Consider the following 26,293-nt stretch of genomic DNA (forward strand, 5'->3'; position numbering starts at 1 on the left):
TTAATATTTATATTAATGAATTAGAAAACACTTGTTAATTAAAAAGATTCTAGTGTGGTTTAGTCTATACGGCTATAGAAATTTATTAGAGGTTTTTTCACATTAAACCATCGCCCTTACCCTAGCCATAATACCGCGTCCAATCACCAGTCTCACATAGATAATAGCAATGGCAAACAGCAAGGCAACTAACGCAATACCGCCGAGTCCTAAGTTTGCCCACGGCACACTAAATTGTAGATTAAACCATTGAGTGATAGCCGCCCATGCGCCAACGCTAGCGATGACAACGGCAAAGGTCGCCGCGCTAATACCAAGCACACCCAACTCTAAAATATTGAGCATATATAAGTCGCGCTTTTGCATACCCAGCAGTCTAAAGGACGCGCTGTCCTTCATACGATCTTGCGAGGTAGACAGTAGCGAGCTGATCAGCACCATGACCCCAGTGAGTAGGGCAAGCAAGGTGAACACATAGACCAAGCGGCTCATTTGTACTACTAGCTCTTGGATTTGCTTCGCGATAGCAGTGCCATCGATCGTGGTGACAGCAGGGAACTCGCGTACCAGTTTGCCTTGTAGCTCTGGAATGGCACTCTCTGGTACGTGCGCAGTAGCAAACTGAATCTGCGGGGCAGCGGACAGCACGGACGGCTCAAATAAGAAATAGAAATATGGACTTGGGCCACGCTCATAGCGCGTACGAATACTGGTGATTTGCCCGACAATTTCGATCCCTTGAATATTAAAGCGCACCTGATCACCCATACCGACATTGAGCATACTGGCGGCAGTGTCCAAAATAGATAAAGGCTTGATTTGCTCATCTGTCGCATCGATAGGGGTATATAGCGCGTCATCTGTGAGTGATTCAGTGATGTATTCGGTCTCCATGACCGTATCTGCGTAGCTCAAGTTAAAGACACGCGTAGGATCATCAAACCCATCTGCAGGCACGATATCTTTTGCCACCACATCATTGGCCGTCTCCACACGCGCACGAATGACCGGATAATAAGTGACGGGCGCCTCAATGATCGCATCAATATCGTCGTGTTGATCGCTCTGCACATCGAGCAAAAATAAGTTAGGCGCGTCTTCAGGATAGGCATTGATAAACTGCGCATTGATACTGTGATTGAGTGTGGTAATGAGCGTCAGCACCGCCACCGATAGTGATAAGGTGACAAAGAACAACGCTGATTGATTGCCTTTACGCGCAAGGTTATGAATGGCAATACGCTGCATCCAACTGATCTTGGTTTTCGTCGCCACCTTGGCAAGCAACCACAGCCACCCACGAGCCAGTAGCCAAAATATCGCCACAAAGCCAATCAAGCCGCCCAATAGCTGTGCGCCTAATGACAGTGAGCCAACTTCATAAGCAAAGAAGGCATACAGCCCTGCCAGCATCAGCCCATACCATAGTAATGGCACGCGTCGATACCAATGCAGATTTTGCGTCTGCGTGCTCGCACCTTGACTCAGGAGGGTCGCGGGCTTGGTGGTGCTCAGCGTACTCAAACCACGCTGAGTGATCAGTAGTGTCAGGACTAAGGCAATCACAATGGTCTTGATGGCGCTGATTGGATTGATGGCTAGACCAACGTCAGCAGGCAAGATAGCCACCATATAGGGTTGACCGATTTTGAGTAAGCCCAAACTAAGCGTAATCGCTGCGATACAAGCGATAGCGGTCGTGATGATGAGCAATTGATAATAGCTACGTTTGAGTGAACCAAGCGGCTCGCCTAGCGCCAAACGAATGGCATTATTGGACTGCTGCTTACTGACAAATGCACTAATGACACCATACATGGCGACCGCAGATAGTAGTAATACCGCGATGACCAGCAGTTTTAAAAACATCAGGACATTGTCAGAGATACGCGAGACCGAAGTATCTGCAGACTCTGCGTCAGATAGCTCGATATCGGGATAATTGGTTAGTATGTCTGTGAGCTTGTTACGCTGCGTGGTTATCAGTTCTGGATCGCCTGCCATCTCGATACGATAGTTTATTCGGCTGCGTTGACCCAATAGGTTGGTCGCTGCAAGCGAGTCTTGATGCATTAAGACTCGCCCACCGAAACCAAATGTGGTCAGCGGTCTATCAGGTTCTTTTGTCAGTACATCACCGATCGTGAATTGCGCATCGCCAATGGTGATACGGTCGCCGACATCGGCCTGTAGACTACTGAGCACTTCTGGCGCGACGATCACACTGTCGGATGTTAGCTGATCCCATAGCGGCTGTCCTGAGGCAAGCTCCGCTGTACCGTATAAGGGATACGACGGCGAGACGGCTTTGACGCTGGCAAGCAAGGTTTGCTCATCATTGACCAGCATGGCGCTAAACTGATAGTCATACACCGTCTGGGTATCAGCGAGAGTGTCTACTTGCGTCAATACCTCGCTTGGCCAGTCTTGCTTACTGTTTAGGATTAGATCCCCACCAACGAGCGCGCGCTGATTGTCATTGATATAGCGATCGACAGACTGCTGCACGGAATCGAGGGTCAGGTAGGTCGCAAGTGACAAGGTCAAGGTCAGTAGAAACAACACAGGATATACCCAGCGTTGCCACCAGCTACGGCTGAGTGCTTGCGAGCCTAGTGTTTGGGTAAATAGTTGATTAAGGATGCCGCTAGGATAACTGGACTCTTGACGCATACTGGTATCAGTCTTTTTTGTATCAGTCGATTTATTGTCTGTGGGCTTACTATTCATTAAGATACAATCCAGTTATTCATGTAGGTACAATGTGGCCGTCATGCATGGTGATGACGCGATCTGCCATCTCGGCAAGCGCAGGATCATGGGTCACGACCACTAGTGCCGAACCGACTTGCTGTCTTAAGTCTAATAACAGTTGCATAACTTGATCGGCATTTTGCTCATCTAAGTTGCCCGTCGGCTCATCCGCAAACACAATCTTTGGGTGCGATACCAGTGCTCGTGCCACCGCTGTACGTTGCTGCTCACCGCCTGATAATTGATTGGGTAAGCTGTTACGTCTATGACCTAAGTCGACCGCATCTATCAGCTCGTCTACTCTCGCTTGATTTGGACGCCTTGCAATATCGAGTGGAAAGGCGATGTTTTCGGCAACGGTCAGTGTTGGCAGTAGATGAAATGATTGAAAGACAAAACCCATGTCCTGTTGACGAATGACTGCCAGAGCATCTTCGTCAAGACTGCTGAGCATTTGACCTGCCAGCGACACCGTACCGCTATCGGGATAGTCTAATGCTGCGAGTAACCCTAGCAGAGTAGATTTACCCGAGCCTGATTTGCCCATGATGACCACAAACTCGCCAGCATTAACATACATATCTACGTCTTTAATGATGGACAGCTTTTGCTCACCGACTTGCACGGTTTTATTGAGTTTATTAGCGGTGAGTAGGGCTTCTTTTTTAGAATCTGCTTGTGGTATTGACGTGGCAATCGAAGGTGATGATGTCATTACAGTGTCTCGTTAAGTAGTCTCATTTGTCGTATTTTTTGTCATAAGTCAGGTCAATATGAAAAGAGTCAGCGTGACTGATATAAATTTTTTGTCGCCTCTGTCTGCACAGCAAGCAAGAAAAATTTGTACCAGTCACGCCTCATAATGTCGTATATCTATTTTATTTCGTATCGACTATATCGTTTTGAACCGTCTCAGTTGTACTGTCTGCATTGGCTGTTTTTAGTGCTTCCAGTTTAGGCGCTAAGATAGGCAAAATATTGTCATTGACGATAATTTTGTAGCCATCTTTAGTCGGATGAATCGCATCCGCTTGATTGAGCTCAGGATCACCGCCTACACCCTCTAAGAAGAACGGAATAAGCGTCAGGTTCATATCTTTAGCAATACGAGGATAAATGGCTGAAAACGAGGCGACGTAGTCACTGCCTAGGTTGTCATAGATCGACATGCCGCCCAAGATGACGACACTGCCATTGTCTTGTAAGTGCTTAACCGCAGTACGAATGTTGGCTTCAATTGTCGCCACATCGATACCACGTATGGCGTCGTTAGCACCGATGGTCAATATCGTAATATCGGGTTTAGTTTGCGATACCCAGTCCAATCGATTGACTAACCCCGTACTGGTTTCACCGCTCAATCCTGAGTTGATAACTTTGGCGTTATCGTAACCCATCGCTTGCAGACGATCTTCCAACTGAGCAGGGTAGTTGTCATTTTTATCCACCCCAAGACCTTCCGTCAGGGAGTCGCCAAGAGCTAAAATAGTCAGTGAGGACGAATTGACTTGTTGTGCGGCAGCACTAGCACTGGTGGTTTCTTCAACCGCTACAGGCGCATTTATAGTTGCCGTTTCAGTGGTTTGTGGCTCGTTAGTCGTTTCTGTGTCAGGAGATTTTTGACAGCCACTTAGCATCAAGCCTACTGTCAATATGCCGATACTCATCTTGTAAATAGTTGTGCTATAAACAGGTCGTTTAAGTAGGCCGAAGTTGTTATTTTTCATCATAGATACATCTCTTAATCAATCGAACCAGTGTAGCAAAATAAGAGGATAATCAATATTAGCTTAAAGTTACGGCAAGTATAGTCAAGGAATTTTAGAATCGCTACAAGGCGACCGACCGCAGATAGTACACTGAGTACATCTAGGCCGGGTAACACCGTATCGGTTTAAAAGTACTCTGACTATAGATTCATTCTATCTTAAAGTTTCTTGCCATCAACCATCGCTGGGCGACTCACCAGCCAAGCAATCACAACGTTGATAATCATTAAAATGAGCATGATGAATAGCGGTAAATCCCAGCTGCCAGTCGCCTCATGTAGCCAGCCTGTCCCTAATGGGCCAAAAAACGCAATCAAATAACCGACGAATTGCGCCATACCAGACAGCTCACTAGATTGGTTGGTCGTATAAGTACGTAAGGAGAACAGCATCATACTCAACGTAAAAATAGCGGAGCAGCCAATGCCCATCAGGCCTGACCACAGCCAAGCGAGTTCAGTAGATAAATAACTAATGCCTAAAATACCAATGACATTTAAAACCGCTGCAAACACCGCCAGTGCCTGAATAGGGCGACCACGGTTTACTAGCCATGTTAGGCTCAAGATGGCGATCGGTGCCATAAACTGGAATACCGAAGCCATTTGTCCTGCTTGGACTGCGGATAGCCCTTTACTCACCCAAATAGATGGCAAGAAACTGGCAACGGTGTAAAATAATAGTGATTGCAGCCCCATAAAGACCGCAATCTGCCAAGCAAAAGGGGTGCGCCACATGGATATTTCTGAATACTCAGACGTAGGTAGCACAACCGTTTGATGACTAGACGAGCCTAGACGCAAGCGTAAAAATATCCAAATAACGATGGCAAAAATACCCAATAGCGACCATCCACCCAGTGCCCATTGCCAGCCCACTTGCTCAGATAATGGCAGTACCACTCCTGCGACGATGCCCGCCGTTACTGTCATTGTTAGACTAAATAGTCCTGTTATCAATGGAATATGCTTGGGTGTGCGCTGTTTAATAACAGGAGCCGCCAAAGTATTCGCAAAACCGATAGCCAAGGTCAGCAATAATGTACCAATTAAAAACCCAGACCAAGTCGGGATAACGGTACGGACAATCATCCCTACCGTTAATAACCCAATCATCGCAATGAGCGTATTCTCAAGCCCGAAACGCTTACCAATGGATGGCGCGATAAGTGCGCCCATCGCAAAGCTCAGCATGGGCACTGCCCCTAGCCAACCAATCTGCGTCTCAGAAATATTGAGCGCCTCTTGCACCACTGGCGCAATAGAGCCAAGAGCAACGATCGGTGCACGCATATTGGTGGCGAGCAAAATCATGGCGCATAAGACGAGCCAAAAAGTGAAGCGTGAGGAGGGTAGGTTGGATGAAGAGGGTAGATTGGACGAGATAGACATAGCAGCACAACGATGACAATGAAAAAGAACACGTTATAAAACAGCGCCGAAACATCGTCGCTTGTAAAATAACACCAAAGAGCATTTATCCAGACACGTACCTAGACGGCAATCGACAGCATAAATCAGAATGAGAGATCGTTGTATAGTCAGGTCAATATAAAAAAGAGACAGCGTGACTGATATAAATTTTTCGTAGCCTCTGTCTGCGTAGGCACAGCAAGCAAGAAAAATTTGTACCAGTCACGCATCATAATGTCGTGTACCCATTTTATTTAGTATCGACTATAGAGCGTAAAACATACGAGTTTTCTAGACTGACTTTGCTAAATCGGCAGGCAGGTTAATAAGTTGTATGTACGGTTGCTTCGAAACTTTATTTGAGACATTGTTTTGAAGCGTTATTTCGAGTTGCTGCTTTAGAACAGTGATAACAAGGGATGGCGATAATAAAAGATGGCATCGCACAATAAAAATAGCGCCAAGTCGCTTTTAAGGGACTTGACGCTATTATAAGAATAGAGGCGACACAAATACTACCAGCGTATGGTAACAAACATGGCTGTTAGACTGATTTGCCTAATTGAGCCGCTCTGAGCGCGTTCTCTTGGTGCTCTGCGATGATTGAGTCGCATTTATTGGGATCATTGCCACAAAACGAGCAATTTTCATCACCCATCAGTTTAGCAACACCGCCGCAAGATCCTCTAAGCGGCTTTTTTTTGACCATATAACCGATGCCCATAAACAGAAAGAACAGGACGAATACGGTAAAGGTAATAGCAAGCATGGGAAGCAATTGGCTAAGCATAGAGGAGACCTCGTTTTAAAAATGGGGCAGTTATCCATAGGGATAACCTATTAATAGTATAGCAAATTTTTACGCCGCTCGTTGATGCTTATGGTGTGCTTTATAGCATCACACTAGGGCGTGTCCTCATTTTTAAAATGAGGACACGCCCTAGAAATTTACGGTTGTTTATCTGCCCGCAAGTTTTTCATTGCCGATGTCTGTACTATTTGCCAATCATCAATACTGTCCAAAGAATCACTAGGTTTGATACCATCAGCTAATACGACAAACAGTGCGGCTAGATTTTGTTCGTTAGCGACTCTCAGTGCCTTTTTATAAGGCATCGCAGTCAGTGCTGTTGCCCATGCATCTGCCAATGCGACCGAGTCTGCAGCAACCGTGACCGAAGGAGCGCCGCCCACGATAGGCTCGCCAGTGGTGGGGTCGATCGTGTGACTATAGTGCTTACCATCAAAGACTATCGAGTTTCGATAGTTTCCTGAAGTTGCTAGATGCATTTGAGTGGTAGTGTTTATAGGTTGACGAATGGCAGATATCGTTTGGCGTTCGCTGACGGTGCTGCCTTCAATAGGGGCATCAATCGCGATTTGCCACGGTTGCTGCTGGTTATTCACGCCAGAGGTTGCAATTTCGCCGCCGATCTCAACCATATAGTTACGAATCTGATAATCGTCTCTAAGCACATCAGCGATGACATCGACCCCATAACCCTTGGCAACGGCAGAAAAATCTAGACCAACACCATCTTTGCTTTTATAGATCGATTTATCTTTTTTTATGATGCTTTCAAAGTCTACCAATGCTTTTGCTTGGGCAATCTCAAGTGCTGTTGGCGGGCTTTGTAGACGCTCGACAGTCATAGTGCTACCGAATCCCCAGGTATCGACCAATGGCATGACAGTAGGATCAAAAGCACCGCCAGATTGTTCATAAACGATTTGTGAGACATTGAGCACGCGACTAAAATCAGCGTCGATAATAATAGGGATATCTCTACCCAATTGATTAAACTTAGATATCGTTGAATCACTCTGGTAAGTCGACATGCTGTCGTTAATCTGCTGCAAACGCTTATCAATCGCTGCTTGTATGTTAGCTTCATCTGCATCATCGGGCAGTTGATAGCTTATATGATAGCTTGTGCCCATCGTCTCACCACTCAGATAATTATAGTCTGGTGTTTGCTGGCAGGCACTAATACTTAAAGTGCCGACAAGACCAATGATGCCAAATAGGGCAAGATTCATAGTTTTTTTAGAAGATGAGCTGTATTCGGTATTATTCATAATATTTTCGGTATGGCGCAAAAATGAGTAGGGTGTAAAACAAGCCATGCTTATTTTACACCCCTTGAGCTCAAAAATACCAATGAAGGCACTATTCAATGACAATTCGTTCGGTTGAGCAGCTTATTTTACTTGTGACTCACGGATAAGTTTATAAAGTTTTGGCGGTGATACCCGATTGACCCTAGTGGCCAGTTTTTCTTGTTTGCCACCAACGATGATATATTCTTTATTATTACCAAGCGCCTTCACGACCTGTTTAGCAAACTCAGTTGCAATCAGCCCTTTACTGGTCGCCTCATCCATCGTGCCTTGGGCACTACCATCTCCTGTGAGCGCGTTAATAGAAACGTTGGTTTGGATAAATCCTGGAAATATCGTCGCAACTTCTATGCCTTGGTCATGCAATTCAGCACGTAAACTGTTTGCCCACATATGCAAGGCTGCTTTGGCTGCCCCATAAGCGCCGCGATATTGCGTACCGAGTAAGCCTGCCACACTTGATATCATCACTATCTTGCCGCCACCTTGAGCGATCATGTCAGGCAATACCAATCTGGTTAGACGGGTTTGCGCAAAGTAATCTATCTCCATAATTTGCCGTTCGACATCTTCACTGGTCTCCATAATAAGCGAGCGTTGACTGACACCAGCATTATTAATCAGCCAGTCGATTTTTCCTGTCTGTGCGATAGCCGCGTCATAGGCTTCTTTCGCTTGCTCGGCATCACTAATATCAAAAGGCATGATAATGTGTTTTTTGCTGTGCTTGCAAATTTTTTTGACCGCTGCTAATTTTGCCTCATCACGACCACTCAAAATAATTCGAGCACCACGTTTGGCAAAAGCGATGGCTAAGGCTTCGCCAATACCGCTAGAAGCACCGGTTATCCAAATGGTTAGTTCTTTCACTTTGGTTTTCATAAGAATCCTTTCTTAAAGCAATAAATAATCAATCATATAGGAGAGGGCAGGTAATCTGCTATTTAGATTTGTAGTCTTATTATTTAAACTTGGCACTTAATCGAAGCCAAAAAAAGAGCCTCAATTGAGACTCTCTTTTATAGTATTAATTTAATCGTGTTTGTCTAACCAGTCGGCTTAACCACCAAAGTCATCAAGCATGATGTTTTCGTCTTCCACACCAAGGCTATGCAACATGTCGATTACCGCCGCGTTCATCATCGGTGGCCCGCACATGTAATATTCACAGTCTTCTGGGTTTGGATGATCTTTTAGATACTCTTCTAGTAAGACATTATGGATAAAGCCGGTATAGCCATCCCAATTGTCTTCAGGAAGTGGATCAGATAGGGCAACATGCCACTCAAAGTTCGCAAACTCTGCTTCTAGTTGATCATAATCTTCAACATAGAACATCTCACGAATTGAGCGCGCACCGTACCAAAAGCTAATCTTACGATCAGAGTTCAAACGTTTTAGCTGATCAAAGATGTGTGAGCGCATTGGTGCCATACCTGCACCGCCACCGACGAAAATCATCTCAGTTTCGGTATCTTTGGCAAAGAACTCACCATAAGGACCTGAAACCGTCACTTTATCGCCAGGCTTTAAGCTAAATGTCCAAGAAGACATCTTACCTGGTGGGATACCGTCAGGACCACGTGGCGGTGGACTGGCGATACGAATATTAAACTTAATCAGGCCTTTTTCTTCTGGGTAGTTGGCCATTGAGTACGCACGGATAACCGGCTCATCAACTTTTGAGACATAGTTGAAAATGCCAAATTTTTCCCAGTCTTCTCTATATTCTTCAGCCACATCGAAGTCTTTATAATGTACTTCATGCGGTGGCGCTTCTAATTGTACATAACCACCAGCGCGGAAGTTAACTTCTTCGCCTTCTGGAATTTTGAGTACCAGCTCTTTAATAAAGGTAGCAACGTTATCGTTAGAGACAACCTCGCATTCCCATTTTTGCACATCAAAGAATTCAGGATCGATCTCAATTTTCATGTCTTGCTTGACGGCTACCTGACAAGCTAAGCGCATGTGATTGCGGATTTCGCCTTGAGTGAAATAGCCTTCTTCAGTCGGCAAGATAGAACCGCCGCCTTCGATAACGCGGCAACGACACTGCGCACAAGTACCACCGCCACCACAGGCTGAAGATAAGAAAATACCTTCGCTCGCCAGTGTTTGCAGCAGTTTACCACCTGCGGGTGTCACGACGTCATTATCGGGATTATCATTGATATGGATGGTAACATCGCCTGAACTGACCAGTCTTGAGCGTGCCGCCAAAATAATGGCGACAAGGCCCATGATGATCAAGGTAAACATAGCAACGCCACCAATCGCCGTAGCGTAATCCATGGTAGGTATCCTTAATCTATGGAGTAGGGGTGCGAAAAGACGTCATTGCGTTTTTCCTGAACCCCTACCGAATAAATGAATTAAATAGGTCAAATCGCTAAATAGGCTTCTAAGCTTAGCGGTCTAGATTGACATACCGCCGAAAGACATAAAGCCAAGTGACATCAGACCAACTGTGATAAAGGTAATACCAAGACCACGCAGCGGTGCTGGAATGTCTGAGTATTTTAGCTTTTCACGGATACCGGCCAATGCGGTAATCGCCAATGCCCAACCGAAACCTGCGCCTACGCCATATACCATCGATTCGCCAAAGTTATAGTCACGCTCAACCATAAATAGTACACCACCTAAGATGGCACAGTTGACAGTGATGAGCGGTAAGAATACCCCAAGGGCGTTATACAGACTCGGAACGAACTTATCCAAGAACATCTCTAAAATCTGTACGGTCGCAGCAATTAGACCAATATAACTGAGCAAGCCCAAAAAGCTTAAGTCAATATCTGGAAAACCTGCCCATGCCAGCGCACCGTCTTTTAGGATGAACTGAAATAGTAAGTTGTTTAATGGCACAGTGATGGCCATTACGACGACAACTGCAACACCTAAGCCGATAGCAGTTGAAACCTTCTTTGATACTGCCAAGAAAGTACACATACCTAAGAAGTAGGCAAGCGCCATATTCTCAATAAAGACTGAGGTTATAAATAAACTAACATAATGTCCCATTAGTGACCGCCTCCATGTGCCATGCCTTTAGACTGCGGCTTCATTACAAACTCGGCTTCTTCAACCTGCTCTGGTTTCCAAATACGAACAATGGCAATGAATAATCCAATGATAAAGAATGCTGACGGTGGCAACAGTAATAGACCGTTTGGAATGTACCAACCGCCATCAGTGACAGGCTGTAGGATAGTGATACCAAACCATGTACCTGAGCCAAGTAGCTCACGGATGGTCGCGACAAACAACAGTACCGCAGAGTAACCAAGACCATTACCAATACCGTCTAAAAAGCTGGGTACGGGTGGATTGCTCATCGCAAATGCTTCAGCACGGCCCATCACGATACAGTTGGTGATAATCAAACCAACGAAGACTGACAAGCCCTTGCTGACATCATAAGCCACGGCTTTTAGCACCTGATCGACCAAGATAACCAGTGAGGCAATGATGGTCATCTGGACAATAATACGAATACTTGATGGGATTTGCTTACGAATAATAGAGATAAAGAAGCTCGAAAACGCCGTTACCAGTGTCAACGCCACACACATCACCAACGCATTGGCCATGCTGGTCGTCACCGCCAATGCCGAACAGATACCTAAGATCTGTAGGGCAATGGGGTTATTATCAAAGATAGGCGAGGTTAAAATACTTTTAGTGTCAGCCATGTTATGCCTCCTTGCCGTTTGCTACTGGTAGGGTCGCTGCCAGTTCGGTTGTCGGTTGAGCGCTCTTATTGTCTGGTTGTGTCGACTGGCTCGCTTGGGCATCAACGCTATCAAGCGTTTTACCGTTCTGTTCACGTAGCAAATCTAGGTAAGGCTTATAACCTTGCTCACCCAACCAAAACTGAATCATGTTGCTCACACCGCGACTGGTTAGCGTCGCACCGCTGATACCATCAACCCAGTTATCTTTTGGATTGCCAGCTTTGGTCACGCCAGTTGCCACGTCACCGTTTTCGTCATATGAGTGGATACCAGTCCACATCGCGCGCCATTTTGGCTCTTCGATGCGAGCACCAAGACCTGGGGTTTCTTTATGCTCATAAAAGCTGATACCTTTGATGGTATTCATGTCACTTTCGAGCGTTAAAAAACCATAAATCGTACCCCATAGGCCATAGCCTTGAATCGGTAGTACCACCATCTCAGGCTTACCCGCGTCATCGTTTTTGACATAGACTTTGGCGTATTTAGGTTTACGACCAATACTGGCTGGATCGTTATCACCTAGATCATCGCTTAGGGCTTTGTTTTTGGTGGCTTGACTGGCGTCATAAGCATTACGATCAGGGATGCCTGCCGCTTTTAGTGCGGCGTCATCTACATAATTGCCTTTATTCAAATCAATGATTTTTACTTCAAAATCTTTGAATCGCTCAGCAACGTCGTCAGCAGTATCAGATTCAGCATCATACATATCGGCTGCGACTAAAATGTTTTTGTTGCGGTCTAAGCGCGCATTTTCGACTTGCGCTGGTTTTAGACCCACCGCGACTGCTGAGACCAATACGGAACACACCAAACATAGCGTCAACGCTACGCTGATGGTTTTCGCGTTGTTACTTTTGGGCTTGGACATAGCGAACCCTCCGAGCGGTTTGGCGTTTGATGTTTGCTTGAGTCACAAAATAATCAAACAATGGAGCAAATAAGTTGGCAAATAGAATGGCCAGCATGATGCCTTCTGGGAAAGCTGGGTTGATGACACGAATCAATACCGTCATAAAACCAATCAAAATACCATAAGCCCAGCGGCCTTTATTGGTATGTGCAGCTGAGACTGGATCGGTCGCCATAAAGACTGCACCGAATGCAAAGCCACCAATGACTAGATGCCAGTAAAAAGGCAAGCTCATCATCATATTGTCTTTAGAGCCAATCATATTGAATACAAGAGACGTAGCAATCAAACCGACCACACAACCTGCCATGATGCGCCAAGATGCAATACGCGTCCATAGTAGAACTGCGGCACCCATTAGGATAGCGAGCGTCGATACCTCACCGATACTGCCTTGCATGTTGCCTAAGAACGCATCACTCCAAGTGATCGCATTACCATAGACATCGACGAAATCCTGAGGTACTACACCAAGTGCCGCTAGGCCAAGTGGTGTCGCTCCTGAGAATCCATCAACCGCTGTCCATACTGAGTCGCCTGACATGTAAGCAGGATACGCAAAGTATAAGAATGCGCGACCCGATAGGGCAGGGTTCAAGAAGTTTTTGCCTGTACCACCGAATACTTCTTTGGCTACGACCACACCAAAGATAATACCTAGGGCTACTTGCCATAAAGGAATATCTGGTGGTAGACATAGTGCAAATAGTACCGAGGTCACAAAGAAGCCTTCATTGACTTCATGCCCGCGCACGACGGCAAAGATAATCTCACAGAGAATACCAACGCCAAAGGTCACAAGGTAGATTGGCAAAAACTGCATCGCGCCATAGACGAAGCTTGCCCAGATACTGTCTGGGTTATAGCCTGCCATGCTGGTAATGATGGTACGCCAGCCTTCAGGTTGTAAGCCAAGCTGAGTGATAGCAGTTAGTGCTTGATGACCGATGTTGTACATACCCCAAAACATTGCTGGGAACGTACATAGCCATACGGTAATCATAATGCGTTTTAGATCAATACCGTCACGCACGTGTGAGGACGCGTATGCCGTTGAGCTTGGTTGACGCAAAAAAGTATCAAACATCTCAAAGATGGCATAGTATTTTTCATGTTTGCCACCTTTGGTGAAAGACGGCTCCATACGATCGAACATATTGTGTAAAAATTTCATCGTGGTTAGCCCTCCAGTTCAATGCGCGTCAAGTTATCACGCAAAATATCACCGAATTCATATTTGCCAGGAGAAACGAAGGTGCATAATGCTAAATCTTCTTCGTCCAATTCAAGTACGCCCAAGTCTACTGCCGTGATAATGTCTTCAACGATTAACGCGCGCAATAGTTGCGTTGGCAGATAGTCTTGTGGCATGACCTCTTCGTAAACCCCGATAGGCACCATCGCTCGCGGTGAGCCGTTACTCGTGGTGGTAAAGTTATACTTTTTGCCACCAAAAAACTGCGAAATATAGATAGGCAGTTTTGAGAAACGGTTTGCACCTGGACTAAAGAAGTGAAATGCTGGACGCTCATGACCTTCAGGTAAAACGCTGATCTGATCATGGAAACGACCAACATAGGCACTATTCGAGAATGACTGGCGACCCGATAGCACTGAACCTGAAATAATACGGTTCTCGCCATCGATCAGCTGACCTTTCGTCAAGGCTGTGATATCAGCACCACGTTCGGTTGCGATTAGGTGCGGATTTTTGACCGCAGGGCCTGCTAAGCTAAGCATACGACGTGTATATAAGCGACCAGTGGTAAATAATTTACCAATCGCAATCACGTCTTGATAGCCAATCGTCCAGACGCTCACGCCGCGCATGATTGGATGCAAGAAGTGAATGTGCGTGCCAGCCAGACCTGCTGGATGTTTGCCAGCAAAGCTATGATACTCAGTGACATTATTAGCCGCGGTTTTCGCAACTGGCGTCAACTGGGCATCACCATGATGGCAGACAAAGGTCTTTGGGCTGAGCGTCGATAGTACCGCAAGTCCGTCATTGAATGCTTGCAGTTGCTCATTAATCAGCAGCATCGGGTCAAACGCTAATGGATTGGTATCCATCGCGGTGACAAAGATGGCATGCGGACGAGCACCGATTTCGGGAGCGCGGCTATAGGGACGCGTACGAAACGCCGTCCATTCGCCAGAGGCGAGCAGTTGGGTTTCAACGGTTTCTGAGTCTAGGTCAGCCAGTTGCTGGGAGTCATAGCGCTGAAAGTCTATTTCCTCACCATTGGGATCGACCGCAATGACAAGACTCTCGAACACACGACGCTCACCGCGTTTGATCGCGATAACTTTACCCGCAGCAGGTGCCGTATAGATAACGCCAACCCGTTTTTTATCTTCAAAAACGGGCTGACCTTTTGCTACGGTGTCACCTTCTTTGACATTCATTGTGGGCTTCATACCCACATAATCATAGCCAACGAGTGCCACATGGGCAGGTCTGTGCTCAGATATCTCGCGGGAGGGTTCACCAGTGATGGGCAAATCCAAACCTTTTTTGATGGTAATCATAAGCGAAAACTTAGTCCATAGTCTAAAACGATACCAGACGTCCTGTTTGGTATATCGGTAGCATGAACATCTGCGTCATTTAATAAAGCCCTCATGTATCTCTTCCCATAGCAAGGCGAAGACAAAGTGCTCAAATATAACGCTTGATCATAACTACTAGTAAGAGTATTAACGCTGACCTTAGACTCCTTAACAACACGTTAATGTCTTATTCGAATTACCAAAGTGGCGACTGGCTACCAAGGTGTATGGCAAAATCATCCAATCAAAATCAATCATTAAAGCTGGTTGCTAAAAGCAATTGCTTTAAAAAAGACAGTTTTGCCATACGATTTATTAAAATCTTAAAATTTGTACATCCAGAGTGATGGGCTTAGAAACAAGAGTGAATCAAATAAATAACCGATGAATGCAAAGTATGATTCAAGCGAGATAGTCATTTAGAGCGTAATGGCACAGATCAACCTATCGCAGATTGCCTGTTTAGAGTTCTAATATCATCCGTTCAACAATATATCAGCCAATTATCTACAAACACAATTGGCTGTTGTTCGATTCATCCTGACCGCCATGCAGCATTGGCTCACTTATGAGTGAATAAAAATGCACAGTACATGGTTGCTATCACTTAGAAACAAATACAAATTTACCTAGGATTATACGCTAAATTGACCTAAAATTGCCAGTTAGTAATTGAATTTACCTAATGTTGCTAGTACCTTCGAGTGCTCAAACTTATGGTTATGGTTGTCGATGTTTTTATTTATTCATACTATACGATCATAAAGTTTTTAAGATAATCGTGAGTCGATTTGGAGAGCCAATTTCTATCAGATCATCTGTTGAATTAGACTTGCTTATCACTGTTTAACTGATTTATTGTTTTACTTTGCCGTTTATTCTTATTTTTTAATATTACGTTTTATAAGGAATGCTATATGTGTGCTGTCCCTGTCATTATCCCCGCTATTGATTTAAAAGATGGTAAATGTGTGCGCTTAAAACAAGGCCGTATGGAAGATGATACGGTGTTTTCAGATGACCCTGTCGCTGTAGCAGCACGTTGGGTAAATGAGGGCGCGCGCCGGTTACATCTGGTCGATTTGAACGGCGCATTTGATGGTGTGCCAGTACATAAGCAAGTCGTCAACGACATCGCCAAAGCTTTTCCGCAGCTGCCTATTCAATTGGGCGGCGGTGTGCGTAATATGAATACCATTGAGCAGTACATCACTGCCGGATTGACCTATATTATTATTGGCACCAAAGCGGTTGAAGATCCTGATTTTGTGACCGAGGCTTGCCGCGAGTTTGCTGGACATATTATCGTAGGTATCGATGCCAAAGACGGCATGGTGGCGACTCATGGCTGGGCGAATGTGACAGACACCAAAGCCACCGAGCTTGCCAAACGCTTTGCCGATGTGGGCGTGTCTTCAATCGTTTATACTGATATTGCCCGTGACGGCATGATGCAGGGTGTCAACGTCGAGCAGACAGTCAATTTGGCGCGCGAAGGTGGCTTGCCAGTGATTGCTTCGGGCGGTGTGACCAATATGCAAGATATCGAATTGCTTAAGCCTTATGGTGATTGTATTGAAGGCATTATTACTGGCCGCGCTATCTATGAAGGCACGTTGGACTTAGCGGAAGCACAACGTTATTTAGATAGCTAATTGATTTAGACAATTAATGGGTTTAAATGGTTAATAATGGGCTATATTAATTTTTAGCCCATTTAGTTGCTCCCATTAAGTTCTGCACGTTTAGACTGAGGACACTTGCTAGTTTTTAATCGTAATATTACCCAGCAAAAACACTGAGCAAAGGATGCTTATGGCCGCTTATCTTGACCGCCTAATGACACGCAAGTTTTTAACGGTATGGGGTCAGCTGCTGTTACTACTAAGCCTCGTTTTTACTTTACCCGCTTACGCTGCTGGTGAAGATATAGCAAGTGTCACGACGGCCTTGGGTATAGAGAGTACGCTAGAAGAAGTGCCTAATCCTGTTGCCACAGAAGGCGAGACCTCTGTAGAAGCCGACTCACAAAGTTTGCCACCTCCTGCCGATCCACCTGTGATTAGTGGCGAGAGTACCAACAATGCTCAAATCGAAACCACACCTACCCCTCTAAAAGACAATGACATTCGTCAACGTATCAACGGTATTTTTTCTGAAATAGAAGGGCTGCAGGCGGTCAGTGTCAGCGTTACTCAAGGCGTTGTGACGTTAGCAGGAGAAACTCCCAACGAAAAAAAGGCGCAACAAGCCATTAATTTGACCAATCGTTTGACGGATGTGGTCACCGTCGAGGACAATATCAATCGAACGCTGGATGTTCAGGATAATGTCACGACGGTTTATCAAGGTCTTAAAGCACAAGTTAAAAACCTAGTCAAAGCCGTGCCCTTACTGTTGGTTGGTATTGTTATCTTTGGCTTGGTCACATGGTTTGGTAGTTGGTTTTCGAATCGAAAAAAAATGTGGCAACGGCTCACGCCCAATCCTTTCGTCGCTGAACTGTTGGCACAAACCGTCAAAGTAATCTTTATTATTTTTGGTTTAATTTTGGCGCTGAGTTTGATAGGGGCAGAGACGATATTAGGCACGTTACTTGGCGGTGCTGGTGTCATTGGTATCGCGGTTGGTTTTGCGGTCAAAGATACCATTGAGAACTATATTGCCTCTTTGATGCTGAGTATTCGTCAGCCGTTTCGCGCTCGTGATCAGATTGTCATCAACGGGCAAGAAGGCATTGTGGTGCGTTTGACGTCACGTGCGACGATTTTGATGACTTTAGATGGCAATCAGCTACGTATCCCAAATGCCGAAGTCTTTAAAGGCACTATTCTAAATTACACCAAAAACCCTGAACGGCGCTTTACCTTTGAGTTGGGTGTCGATGCCAATGACGACCCACTTGCGGCCATTAAAGTTGGTATCGATGCGATATGTCAGCTGGATTTTGTCTTAGATGAACCCAAAGCCATTGCGGTCATTACCAATGTTGGCGACTCCAATATTATTCTAGAGTTTCAGATCTGGGTGGATCAATCAGAAACTGATTTTGCCAAAGCACGCAGTATTGCTATACGCGAAACCAAGCACGCCTTAGAAAACGAAGGATTTAGTCTCCCTGAACCCATCTATCGTCTACGTTTTAATGATGAGTTAGAAAAAGCCTTGGAGCATCTGCAAGGCAATAACCGCTCTAACCAAGCTAATGGGACTAATGCTGATATGACGATTACACCGACGACACCAGGATCTATAGATATCAATGAAGTCGATAATAGCAGTGCTGATGACAAAGACAAAAAACAAGCCAAAGCCCGCGCTAAATATATCCTACAAGGACGTAATGCTGAAGAGGTGTTGAGCGCCCGTCCTGACGAAAAGTTAATGGAAAAAGTCGAACAAGAAATTGCTGAAAATTCAGATGAGACTGATTTATTGAGTAATAATAGTCCGCAAGAGTAAATATCTGAGCAATCTCAAAACTAGGCATAAAAAATGCAGTGAAACGTATAAGACCGTTATCATATAAAATATACGAGACATTTTTATGCAAATGAAGCATCTGATTATATTCGCCCTAGCTGGTATTGTTCTCTTAATTGGTTTTAACATGTTTAATAGCAATCGCCACGAGAGTCGGATAGCGGCGGCGACCAGTAGCACCACATCGCCGGCTACTGCTATCAGCTCTGAAGATACCGTGAACACCAACACCGATATCGCAAGCCAGCCTCTTGGTAAGCAGCCTAAAGCCATTCTCGATAATGCCACTGCCCAAATAGAGCAAGCAGAGCAGCTCAATCAAGAGCGCGTAGAGCAGATGAGCGACGCGCAGTAGTTGACCAGTTATCACTTATTCATCGCGCACAAAAAAAGGCTAAAGATAAACTTTAGCCTTTTTTATTACGATCAGTTCTTATTGAGAGTTAGCTTTTTTTGCTTGCGCCTTTATTGTTTCGGCTACTGCTTTTTCTAGCGGGGCTCTTCTTTGGCTGATCTTTTTTCGTTTGATTCATCTCGCTAGATTGCAACTTCGCTTTAAGATCAAAGTCGATTTGTAGCAGATCCATATTGACTCCAGCTACTTTTACTTTGACCAAATCGCCCAAGCCAAATAACGTGCCTTTATCTTTACCAATGAGTTGCTGTTGCTGCTCATCATAGACAAAGAAGTCATCGCCGACATTAGAGATATGAACCAAGCCATCGATATATAGGTCGGTTAAGGTCACAAATAGACCGAAGCTAGTAACCGTCGTCACCACACCGTCGAACTCTTCACCGACGTGATCTTTCATATAATGACACTTGAGCCAAGACTCTACGTAGCGCGATGCTTTCTCAGCACGGCGTTCAGTATCTGACGTCTGTGTGCCAGCACCTTCTAAAGAGAATTCCATCACTGGCTGCTGACTTTTAGTCACTTTTGCTTTAATCGCGCGATGCAGCATGAGGTCAGGATAACGGCGAATCGGCGAGGTAAAGTGGCTATACTCGTCATAAGCCAAACCAAAGTGACCAATATTGTCAGGCGAATAATTCGCTTGCATCATTGAGCGCAATAGCATGCTGTGAATACTAATCGCATCGGGTCTCTCTTTGGTGGCTTCGATAATCCGCTGGTAATCCGCTTGCGTTGGGTTTTCTTCTGGGAAGCTTAAACCAAAGTTTTTCGCATATTCATGGACACGTAACGATTTTTCGCCATCAGGTTTATCATGGTTACGATATAAGACCGGTAGCTCATTTTTTAGCGCAAAATTGGCGGCACAGGTATTGGCGAGCAGCATACACTCTTCAATAAGCTTATGCGCATCACCACGAGTACGCGGTAAGATGGCTGCGATACCACCTTTTTCATTGAACTTGATATAAGTTTCAACCGTCTCAAACTCCATTGCATGACGCTCTTCACGCTTTTGCAGTAGTAGCTCATACAATTGATGCAGGGTATCGACAGATTTTTTGACTGCCTTATTGCCTGTTAATGAATCAGGGATACTAGGATCTTTTGGATTCTCAAGATAGGCATTCACTTGGTTATAAGTCAAGCGTGCTTGTGAATGAATCACCCCAGGATAAAAATCATAACCGGTGACCTTGCCTGCGCGAGATATCTTGATATCAGCAACCATACACAGACGATCAAGGTCTGGGTTCAATGAGCATAGACCGTTAGACAGTACTTCAGGAAGCATCGGGATCACGCGATGTGGGAAATATACTGACGTCCCACGCTCGTAAGCATCTTGATCAAGTGGCGAATTTGGGGTGACGTAATGACTCACATCAGCAATCGCTACCAAGACACGGTAGTTACCACCAGAGCGCTTTTCAGCGAATACCGCATCATCAAAGTCACGCGCATCTTCACCATCGATAGTAATGAGGGGCAAATCACGCAAGTCCGTACGACCTTTTATATCTTTTTCAGTCGGCTCTTTATAGTCATTGGCCTGTTTAAGCGTCGCTTCACTGAAATCAGACGGAATGTCGTAGTTGAGCAGGGTAGTCTCGATGATTAATTCACGATCGTTATCATCAGATAAGACTTCAGTGATTTTACCAGTAGCAAACTCATGCTGATTTGGCCAGTCGATGATATCTACTTTGACTGGTGCGCCTTGCTTAACTTCGAGAGCTTGCACATTTTCTTCAGTCACTGTAATCGGCTGATGGTTATTGGGACTGCCAAGCTCGACACAGTAGCCATCTTCATCACGCGCAAGCGTACCGATGAAATTATTTTGACGACGTTCGACGACATCGACGATACGCCCTTCGGTACGACCACGGTTATCCGTTGAGGTGCCAACCGCTTCAACGGTATCGCCATTAAAGACCCAGCGCATTTGTTTTTCGTGCAAGAATAGGTCAGGCATGTCGCTTAGTAACACGAAACCAAAACCTTTTGGATGCGCGGATACTGTACCCGTTACGATATCTTGCTTGGTCACTGTGCGGTAGCGATAAGGACGACCTTCTCGGTTTACTTGTCCATCGCGTGCCATTGCTTTTAGGCGATTGCCTAAAGCGTCAAACTGATCAGGATCATCAATATTAAAGGCTTTTGCCAATTGTTGATGCGTGACTTCGCCATGCTCATTAATCGTGCCGAGTATCAGCTCACGACTAGGAATGGGATTGTCATATTTTTTTGCCTCACTTGAGGCGTTTGGATCGTTCCAACTCATAAATTACCGTATCTATTTTTAAAATTATTAATAATGGCTATCTTAACACGAACGACATGGCAATATCTTGCGTCAATTGTCTTAAGTGTATTCGGTAGCAGGAAGTTGTCATCTTTAATCGGCAACAACTATCAAAAAATCAAATGTCGATATCGACTGTACTTGATTTATTGGTTATTTTTTTACTATCTATCTCTTTCGATACTTCTAATACCGTCGTTTGATTAGACTTATCCAAATATTTTTGGGCTTTATCGACTTCAGTGGTCAAGGTATTGACCGTCTGCTTCATATTTTCTAGCGCTTCAATTTTGTAATTACTGATCATATCCATCGTATCATAGACATTATTAAAGGCATTTTGTAGTTTATCAAGCTCAATAGTGCTACTGGTTGCTTGCTCATGAATTTCACCAGACTGGCGTTTGAGCATGGCTGATGTTGACTCAATTAAGCTGCTTGTCGTTTTGTTTAAAGCAGTAATTTGATCAAGTACTAGTTTCTGATTGGTCATCGCTTGTGCAACGACGACAGCCGTACGTAGCGCAGATACGGTGGTTGTGGTTGCTCGATCCACCCCTTTAATCAACTCTAGATTGTTTCTACGAATGGTATCAAGCGCCAGATAACCTTGGACATTAACCGCCAACTGGGTTAAAAAGTCCGTATTTTTTTGACGTACATAAAACAGCATCTCTTCTTTAATAATACGAGCTTTTTCAGGATCAGTTGCTTCGATTGCATAGACTTTTTGCTCTAGTTGCTCATCGATTTTTTTGCCGACGTAGACATACTGGCGAATAGATTGCATCAATTCCCACATATTGACTTTTTCTTGCTCAATCATCGCATTGTCTTTGAGTAGCTCATCTTTACCATTATAGAGGCTGGTAACAACCGCATTGATATGCGATTGTGCTGATTCATATTGGCGGAAGTAATCTTGTACTTTATTGCCAAATGGAATGAGACCGAATAATTTACGTGAGCTGGTCAGCTCTTTTTTGCTCGGATCCAAATCTTCGACGATACCGCGTAACTCAGTCAATGATTTTGCAATAGGGGAGTTATCGAACAAGCTGTCATTGAGGCTTTTCGCAGGCAACTCCAACATACGGTTGGATATTTGTGCTGATTCGCGGATTTCTTTATTGCCTAAATTATGAATAGATTGCACGTTTTGTTGAAACTCAGCGCTACGTACAGAGTTATTCAGTACATGATCGACGAACGCATCGACCTTGGCATCAAGTTCTGGGATTTGGTTTTCATCCAACTTGACCATCTGATCAGCTTCACTTTTTTGTATTTCTTTAACCGGTTCAGGTGGTGTTAGAGAGATACTTGGCGTAGAGGCGTTTTCGGGTGGGGTCAATTCTTGCATGAAGTTTCCTATAATATCTGAGAGAGGCAGTGTTTTTTGCCAACAACGTTAATAGTCGTGGTACACGGTATCTTTATACATTTGATAATTTTTATTTGCACAGGGTTTTTTGCATAGGAAGAAATGGATATACAACAGACCTTTAGACTACCTTGTAATTAAAAGACTGAGAAGACAGATTTTGTAAATCACGGTCAGTTTAATATATCTATGAAACCATCTATGACACTATTATTTGTAAGGTTAAATAGTAAAAAACCACCAATATCCCGCAGCATATTGATGGTTAAGATTATAAATATCTACGTCGACTTACAACTATGTCAACTCACAGCCACCACTAACAGTCATCTAACGAATAGATTACTTTTTCTTAGTTGGTCCAAGCAGCATACCCATTTGACGACCTTCCATCTTAGGGTACTGCTCGACGTTTGAGATATCAGCGGTATCTTCAATGATACGATCAAGTTGTTTGCGACCAATATCTTGGTGCGCCATTTCACGTCCGCGGAAACGGATGCTAATTTTAACTTTGTCTTGATCTTCCAAAAAGCTAACGATTTTTCTCAGTTTAACCTGATAATCGGCTTCTTCGGTACTTGGACGTAGCTTCATCTCTTTGAGCTGAGTCTGCTTCTGGTTTTTCTTGGCTTCTTTTGCCTTTTGCTTTTGATCATAGAGGAAATGCTTATAATCCATGATTTTACATACTGGCGGCTTAGCTTCAGGAACCAATTCAACCAAATCTAGACTGTCTTCACGTGCCGCTTTCATCGCGGTGTCGATATCGACCACGCCCATTTGTTCACCGTCTTCTTTGACCAGACGGACTTCTTTGGCACTGATATCTTCGTTGATGTTCAAACGGTTGGACTGTTTAATAGGTATTACTCCTCATCTGTTTTTGGGTTCTGTCGGCCTTTCTCAGCGACAGCTGTCTGTACTAATGCAATAAATTCAGGAACGCTCATCACGCCAAGGTTTTCACCTTCGCGAGTACGGACATTAACACTGCCCGATTCGACTTCTTTATCCCCTAATACTAGCATATAGGGAATACGTTCTAATGTTTTCTCTCGTATCTTAAATCCAATCTTTTCGTTACGCAAGTCACTAATGGCGCGCAAACCTGCATTTTTTAGTTCACTGACGACGTTTTCACAAGCTTCGCCTTGTTTATCGGTTATATTCATGACGACTACTTGCTGTGGTGCTAGCCATACTGGCATCCAACCAGCATAATTCTCAATCAGGATACCGATAAAACGCTCGAACGAACCCAAGATTGCACGGTGTAGCATAATAGGTACTTCGCGCTCATTTTGCTCGTTAACAAATTCCGCATCGAGGCGCTCTGGCATATTCGGATCAACCTGAATGGTACCGCACTGCCACACGCGACCTAACGAGTCTTTTAGACTGAATTCAATCTTCGGACCATAAAACGCGCCTTCACCTGGCAGATAATCCCAATCAAGCCCTGAATTATCAAGTGCATCGGCCAAAGCTTTTTCGGCAAAGTCCCAAGACTCATCGCTACCGACGCGTTTTTCAGGACGTGTCGAGAGTTTCATAATAATGTTATCGAAGCCGAAATCTTCATAGACAGCAAGCGTTAGCTTAATGAAATCAGCGACTTCTTGCTGAATCTGCGCTTGCGTACAGAAGATATGCGCGTCATCTTGAGTGAAACCACGAACACGCATCAAACCATGCAATGAGCCTGATGGCTCGTTGCGGTGACATGAGCCAAACTCTGCCATACGTAAAGGCAAATCACGGTAAGACTTGAGACCTTGATTAAAGACTTGTACGTGGCAAGGGCAGTTCATCGGTTTTACCGCATAATCACGGTTTTCACTCGATGTTGTAAACATGTTGGTGGCATAGTTGCCCCAATGTCCAGAACGCTCCCACAAGCTACGATCAACAATTTGTGGCGTTTTGATTTCTTCATAGCCATTATCGTATTGTACTTTGCGCATATATTGCTCAAGTACTTGATAGATCGTCCAGCCATTGGCATGCCAGAACACCATGCCGGGTGCTTGCTCTTGCATATGAAACAAATTAAGCGCTTTACCAATCTTACGATGGTCACGTTTTTCAGCTTCTTCAATACGCTGGATATACGCTTTTAGATCTTTCTTATCCGCCCATGCTGTACCATAGATACGTTGCAGCTGCTCATTCTTAGCATCACCGCGCCAATAAGCACCAGACATTTTCGTCAATTTAAATACTTTCAAGAATCGCGTGTTTGGCACATGCGGGCCACGGCACATATCGACGTATTCTTGATGATGATATAGACCGAAAGCTTCTTCACCGGGCATATCATTAATCAGCTTGAGCTTATAGTCTTCGCCGCGCTCTTCAAAAATATTAATCACTTCAGCACGTGGCGTTATCTTCTTTATGACGTCATAGTCCTGCTTTATCAACTGCACCATGCGTTTTTCTATGGCTTCCATATTTTCAGGTGTGAATGGCGTCTCACTATAAATGTCATAATAAAAGCCGTCTTCGATTACTGGACCGATGACCATTTTTACATCAGGATAGAGCTGCTTGACTGCGTGCCCTAATAGATGGGCCGCCGAGTGACGAATGATATCGACACCATCAGCATCTTTTGGGGTAACGATTTCCACCTTGGCATCACGGGTGATTGGATCAGAGGCATCAACCAACTGACCATCTACACGTCCCGCAACCGTCGCTTTGGCAAGTCCTGCACCAATACTTTGTGCCACTTCCATGACAGTCGTGTTGCCTTCAAACTGTTTTACGCTACCATCGGGTAAAGTAATCGCTACCATAATCTATTCACCTTTTTGCGTCCGTTGGCAGTGATGATTGCAACAATCAATCATGTAACCGTAAGACTGCGTCAATTATATCCAACCACTGTGATATGTTGTAAGAGATAGGCATTACTTAAAAGCGCAGACATATAATCGCGTCACGATAATAGAAAACAAGCTGCCTTCTATATTAAGGTTAAGCAGAACTGCTCTTAAGCAATGTTATAAAAGCGGCTATTATAGCAAAAACCGTCTATAAACACTAGATAGCAAGGGATTAGGTCACCTTCTATATATAGGTGTGCTTTGATCAATATCAAGAGTGATGAATGTAGGGGTGATCCGTAGCTACAGATGAACTGTATATTTCATAGCGTAATAAAATGATTCACAGTTTTTGAGGGGCAGACTGAGCTTATTTATAAGTAGGCTGAGCTTATCTATAATAGATAGGAGCTAAACGCCAAAGACTATGTTTAGAATCTAACTTCAACTTTTAATAATTTGTAGCTAAATAATTGAAATATATAAAGTATTATAAGTATCGCAAAATTAATCTAAAAACCTTCAGTAAAATGGTTGACACGAGATTTAAAGCGTCTATAATACGCCCTCATCAAGACGAGCTGGAAGTAACGAG

Annotated in this window: 20 protein-coding genes; 3 read left to right on the forward strand and 17 right to left on the reverse strand. The window is 44.5% G+C overall.

From position 1 onward, the window contains the following. Positions 1-102: 102 nt before the first annotated feature. The 13 genes from IE130_RS07535 to IE130_RS07595 all read right to left on the reverse strand — a co-directional run bounded on the left by IE130_RS07535 (position 103) and on the right by IE130_RS07595 (position 15,244). On the reverse strand, positions 103-2,730 hold the full coding sequence (locus tag IE130_RS07535) for an ABC transporter permease (RefSeq protein WP_227676159.1): 2,628 nt from the start codon (positions 2,728-2,730) through the stop codon (positions 103-105). A 19-nt stretch (positions 2,731-2,749) separates the two neighbouring features. Continuing rightward, entirely contained in the window at positions 2,750-3,469 is a 720-nt protein-coding gene (locus IE130_RS07540; RefSeq protein WP_189584027.1) for an ABC transporter ATP-binding protein, read from the reverse strand. Positions 3,470-3,632: 163 nt separating this feature from the next. After that, the gene (locus IE130_RS07545; protein WP_373299634.1) at positions 3,633-4,484 is read right to left on the reverse strand and encodes an arylesterase; all 852 of its coding nucleotides are present in this window, start codon (positions 4,482-4,484) and stop codon (positions 3,633-3,635) included. Positions 4,485-4,681: 197 nt separating this feature from the next. Further along, positions 4,682-5,914, reverse strand: a complete 1,233-nt coding sequence (locus IE130_RS07550; RefSeq protein WP_227676160.1) for an MFS transporter — start codon at positions 5,912-5,914, stop codon at positions 4,682-4,684. A gap of 565 nt (positions 5,915-6,479) precedes the next feature. Continuing rightward, positions 6,480-6,725 carry a (Na+)-NQR maturation NqrM gene (gene nqrM / locus IE130_RS07555; RefSeq protein WP_010197291.1) on the reverse strand — a complete coding sequence of 82 codons (246 nt, stop codon included), beginning with the start codon at positions 6,723-6,725 and terminating at the stop codon, positions 6,480-6,482. Positions 6,726-6,883: 158 nt separating this feature from the next. Beyond that, positions 6,884-7,975 carry an FAD:protein FMN transferase gene (locus tag IE130_RS07560; RefSeq protein WP_373299640.1) on the reverse strand — a complete coding sequence of 364 codons (1,092 nt, stop codon included), beginning with the start codon at positions 7,973-7,975 and terminating at the stop codon, positions 6,884-6,886. 162 nt (positions 7,976-8,137) lie between these two features. Next, a complete protein-coding gene (locus tag IE130_RS07565; RefSeq protein ID WP_189584030.1) occupies positions 8,138-8,938 on the reverse strand; it encodes an SDR family NAD(P)-dependent oxidoreductase in 801 nt (266 codons plus the stop codon). Between the two features lie 177 nt (positions 8,939-9,115). Beyond that, a complete protein-coding gene (gene nqrF, locus IE130_RS07570; RefSeq protein WP_010197298.1) occupies positions 9,116-10,351 on the reverse strand; it encodes an NADH:ubiquinone reductase (Na(+)-transporting) subunit F in 1,236 nt (411 codons plus the stop codon). Between the two features lie 123 nt (positions 10,352-10,474). Next, positions 10,475-11,083 (reverse strand): NADH:ubiquinone reductase (Na(+)-transporting) subunit E, encoded by a 609-nt coding sequence (nqrE, locus tag IE130_RS07575; RefSeq protein ID WP_010197300.1) that lies wholly within the window; start codon positions 11,081-11,083, stop codon positions 10,475-10,477. Further along, positions 11,083-11,754, reverse strand: a complete 672-nt coding sequence (locus IE130_RS07580; protein WP_010197301.1) for an NADH:ubiquinone reductase (Na(+)-transporting) subunit D — start codon at positions 11,752-11,754, stop codon at positions 11,083-11,085. The genes nqrE and IE130_RS07580 overlap by 1 nt, the downstream gene beginning before the upstream one ends. A gap of 1 nt (position 11,755) precedes the next feature. Beyond that, positions 11,756-12,670: a Na(+)-translocating NADH-quinone reductase subunit C gene (locus IE130_RS07585; protein ID WP_010197302.1), complete on the reverse strand. Its 915-nt coding sequence runs from the start codon at positions 12,668-12,670 to the stop codon at positions 11,756-11,758. Then, a complete protein-coding gene (locus IE130_RS07590; RefSeq protein ID WP_010197303.1) occupies positions 12,651-13,886 on the reverse strand; it encodes an NADH:ubiquinone reductase (Na(+)-transporting) subunit B in 1,236 nt (411 codons plus the stop codon). The genes IE130_RS07585 and IE130_RS07590 overlap by 20 nt, the downstream gene beginning before the upstream one ends. 5 nt (positions 13,887-13,891) lie before the next feature. Next, the gene (locus IE130_RS07595; RefSeq protein WP_010197304.1) at positions 13,892-15,244 is read right to left on the reverse strand and encodes a Na(+)-translocating NADH-quinone reductase subunit A; all 1,353 of its coding nucleotides are present in this window, start codon (positions 15,242-15,244) and stop codon (positions 13,892-13,894) included. Between the two features lie 938 nt (positions 15,245-16,182). Between IE130_RS07595 and hisA the strand changes: the two genes are divergently transcribed. The 3 genes from hisA to IE130_RS07610 all read left to right on the forward strand — a co-directional run bounded on the left by hisA (position 16,183) and on the right by IE130_RS07610 (position 19,103). After that, positions 16,183-16,920, forward strand: a complete 738-nt coding sequence (gene hisA / locus IE130_RS07600) for a 1-(5-phosphoribosyl)-5-[(5-phosphoribosylamino)methylideneamino]imidazole-4-carboxamide isomerase (protein WP_010197307.1) — start codon at positions 16,183-16,185, stop codon at positions 16,918-16,920. Between the two features lie 160 nt (positions 16,921-17,080). Next, complete coding sequence (locus IE130_RS07605; RefSeq protein WP_189584033.1) at positions 17,081-18,727, forward strand: mechanosensitive ion channel family protein; 1,647 nt, start codon at positions 17,081-17,083, stop codon at positions 18,725-18,727. 85 nt (positions 18,728-18,812) lie between these two features. Further along, a complete protein-coding gene (locus tag IE130_RS07610; RefSeq protein ID WP_189584036.1) occupies positions 18,813-19,103 on the forward strand; it encodes a hypothetical protein in 291 nt (96 codons plus the stop codon). Between the two features lie 88 nt (positions 19,104-19,191). Here the strand turns inward: IE130_RS07610 and rnr are convergent, their stop codons facing one another. The 4 genes from rnr to thrS form a co-directional block, all read right to left on the reverse strand. After that, the gene (gene rnr / locus IE130_RS07615) at positions 19,192-21,459 is read right to left on the reverse strand and encodes a ribonuclease R (protein ID WP_189584038.1); all 2,268 of its coding nucleotides are present in this window, start codon (positions 21,457-21,459) and stop codon (positions 19,192-19,194) included. 139 nt (positions 21,460-21,598) lie between these two features. After that, complete coding sequence (locus IE130_RS07620; protein ID WP_189584042.1) at positions 21,599-22,843, reverse strand: toxic anion resistance protein; 1,245 nt, start codon at positions 22,841-22,843, stop codon at positions 21,599-21,601. Positions 22,844-23,206: 363 nt separating this feature from the next. Then, on the reverse strand, positions 23,207-23,710 hold the full coding sequence (gene infC / locus IE130_RS07625) for a translation initiation factor IF-3 (protein WP_010197324.1): 504 nt from the start codon (positions 23,708-23,710) through the stop codon (positions 23,207-23,209). A gap of 23 nt (positions 23,711-23,733) precedes the next feature. Then, on the reverse strand, positions 23,734-25,668 hold the full coding sequence (gene thrS, locus IE130_RS07630) for a threonine--tRNA ligase (protein ID WP_189584045.1): 1,935 nt from the start codon (positions 25,666-25,668) through the stop codon (positions 23,734-23,736). Positions 25,669-26,293 lie beyond the last annotated feature (625 nt).

It is taken from the genome of Psychrobacter glaciei (assembly GCF_014652895.1).
Taxonomy (GTDB): domain Bacteria; phylum Pseudomonadota; class Gammaproteobacteria; order Pseudomonadales; family Moraxellaceae; genus Psychrobacter; species Psychrobacter glaciei.

Excerpts from the sequence above, each read along its gene's own strand:
- IE130_RS07560 (WP_373299640.1), bottom strand. The coding sequence starts at position 7,975 with ATGAATCTTGCCCTATTTGGCATCATTGGTCTTGTCGGCACTTTAAGT.
- IE130_RS07580 (WP_010197301.1), bottom strand. The coding sequence starts at position 11,754 with ATGGCTGACACTAAAAGTATTTTAACCTCGCCTATCTTTGATAATAAC.
- IE130_RS07535 (WP_227676159.1), bottom strand. The coding sequence starts at position 2,730 with ATGAATAGTAAGCCCACAGACAATAAATCGACTGATACAAAAAAGACT.
- nqrM (WP_010197291.1), bottom strand. The coding sequence starts at position 6,725 with ATGCTTAGCCAATTGCTTCCCATGCTTGCTATTACCTTTACCGTATTC.
- IE130_RS07590 (WP_010197303.1), bottom strand. The coding sequence starts at position 13,886 with ATGAAATTTTTACACAATATGTTCGATCGTATGGAGCCGTCTTTCACC.
- hisA (WP_010197307.1), top strand. The coding sequence starts at position 16,183 with ATGTGTGCTGTCCCTGTCATTATCCCCGCTATTGATTTAAAAGATGGT.
- rnr (WP_189584038.1), bottom strand. The coding sequence starts at position 21,459 with ATGAGTTGGAACGATCCAAACGCCTCAAGTGAGGCAAAAAAATATGAC.
- thrS (WP_189584045.1), bottom strand. The coding sequence starts at position 25,668 with ATGGTAGCGATTACTTTACCCGATGGTAGCGTAAAACAGTTTGAAGGC.
- nqrF (WP_010197298.1), bottom strand. The coding sequence starts at position 10,351 with ATGGATTACGCTACGGCGATTGGTGGCGTTGCTATGTTTACCTTGATC.
- IE130_RS07540 (WP_189584027.1), bottom strand. The coding sequence starts at position 3,469 with ATGACATCATCACCTTCGATTGCCACGTCAATACCACAAGCAGATTCT.
- IE130_RS07565 (WP_189584030.1), bottom strand. The coding sequence starts at position 8,938 with ATGAAAACCAAAGTGAAAGAACTAACCATTTGGATAACCGGTGCTTCT.
- IE130_RS07550 (WP_227676160.1), bottom strand. The coding sequence starts at position 5,914 with ATGTCTATCTCGTCCAATCTACCCTCTTCATCCAACCTACCCTCCTCA.
- IE130_RS07605 (WP_189584033.1), top strand. The coding sequence starts at position 17,081 with ATGGCCGCTTATCTTGACCGCCTAATGACACGCAAGTTTTTAACGGTA.
- nqrE (WP_010197300.1), bottom strand. The coding sequence starts at position 11,083 with ATGGGACATTATGTTAGTTTATTTATAACCTCAGTCTTTATTGAGAAT.
- IE130_RS07585 (WP_010197302.1), bottom strand. The coding sequence starts at position 12,670 with ATGTCCAAGCCCAAAAGTAACAACGCGAAAACCATCAGCGTAGCGTTG.
- IE130_RS07620 (WP_189584042.1), bottom strand. The coding sequence starts at position 22,843 with ATGCAAGAATTGACCCCACCCGAAAACGCCTCTACGCCAAGTATCTCT.
- IE130_RS07545 (WP_373299634.1), bottom strand. The coding sequence starts at position 4,484 with ATGATGAAAAATAACAACTTCGGCCTACTTAAACGACCTGTTTATAGC.
- IE130_RS07610 (WP_189584036.1), top strand. The coding sequence starts at position 18,813 with ATGCAAATGAAGCATCTGATTATATTCGCCCTAGCTGGTATTGTTCTC.
- IE130_RS07595 (WP_010197304.1), bottom strand. The coding sequence starts at position 15,244 with ATGATTACCATCAAAAAAGGTTTGGATTTGCCCATCACTGGTGAACCC.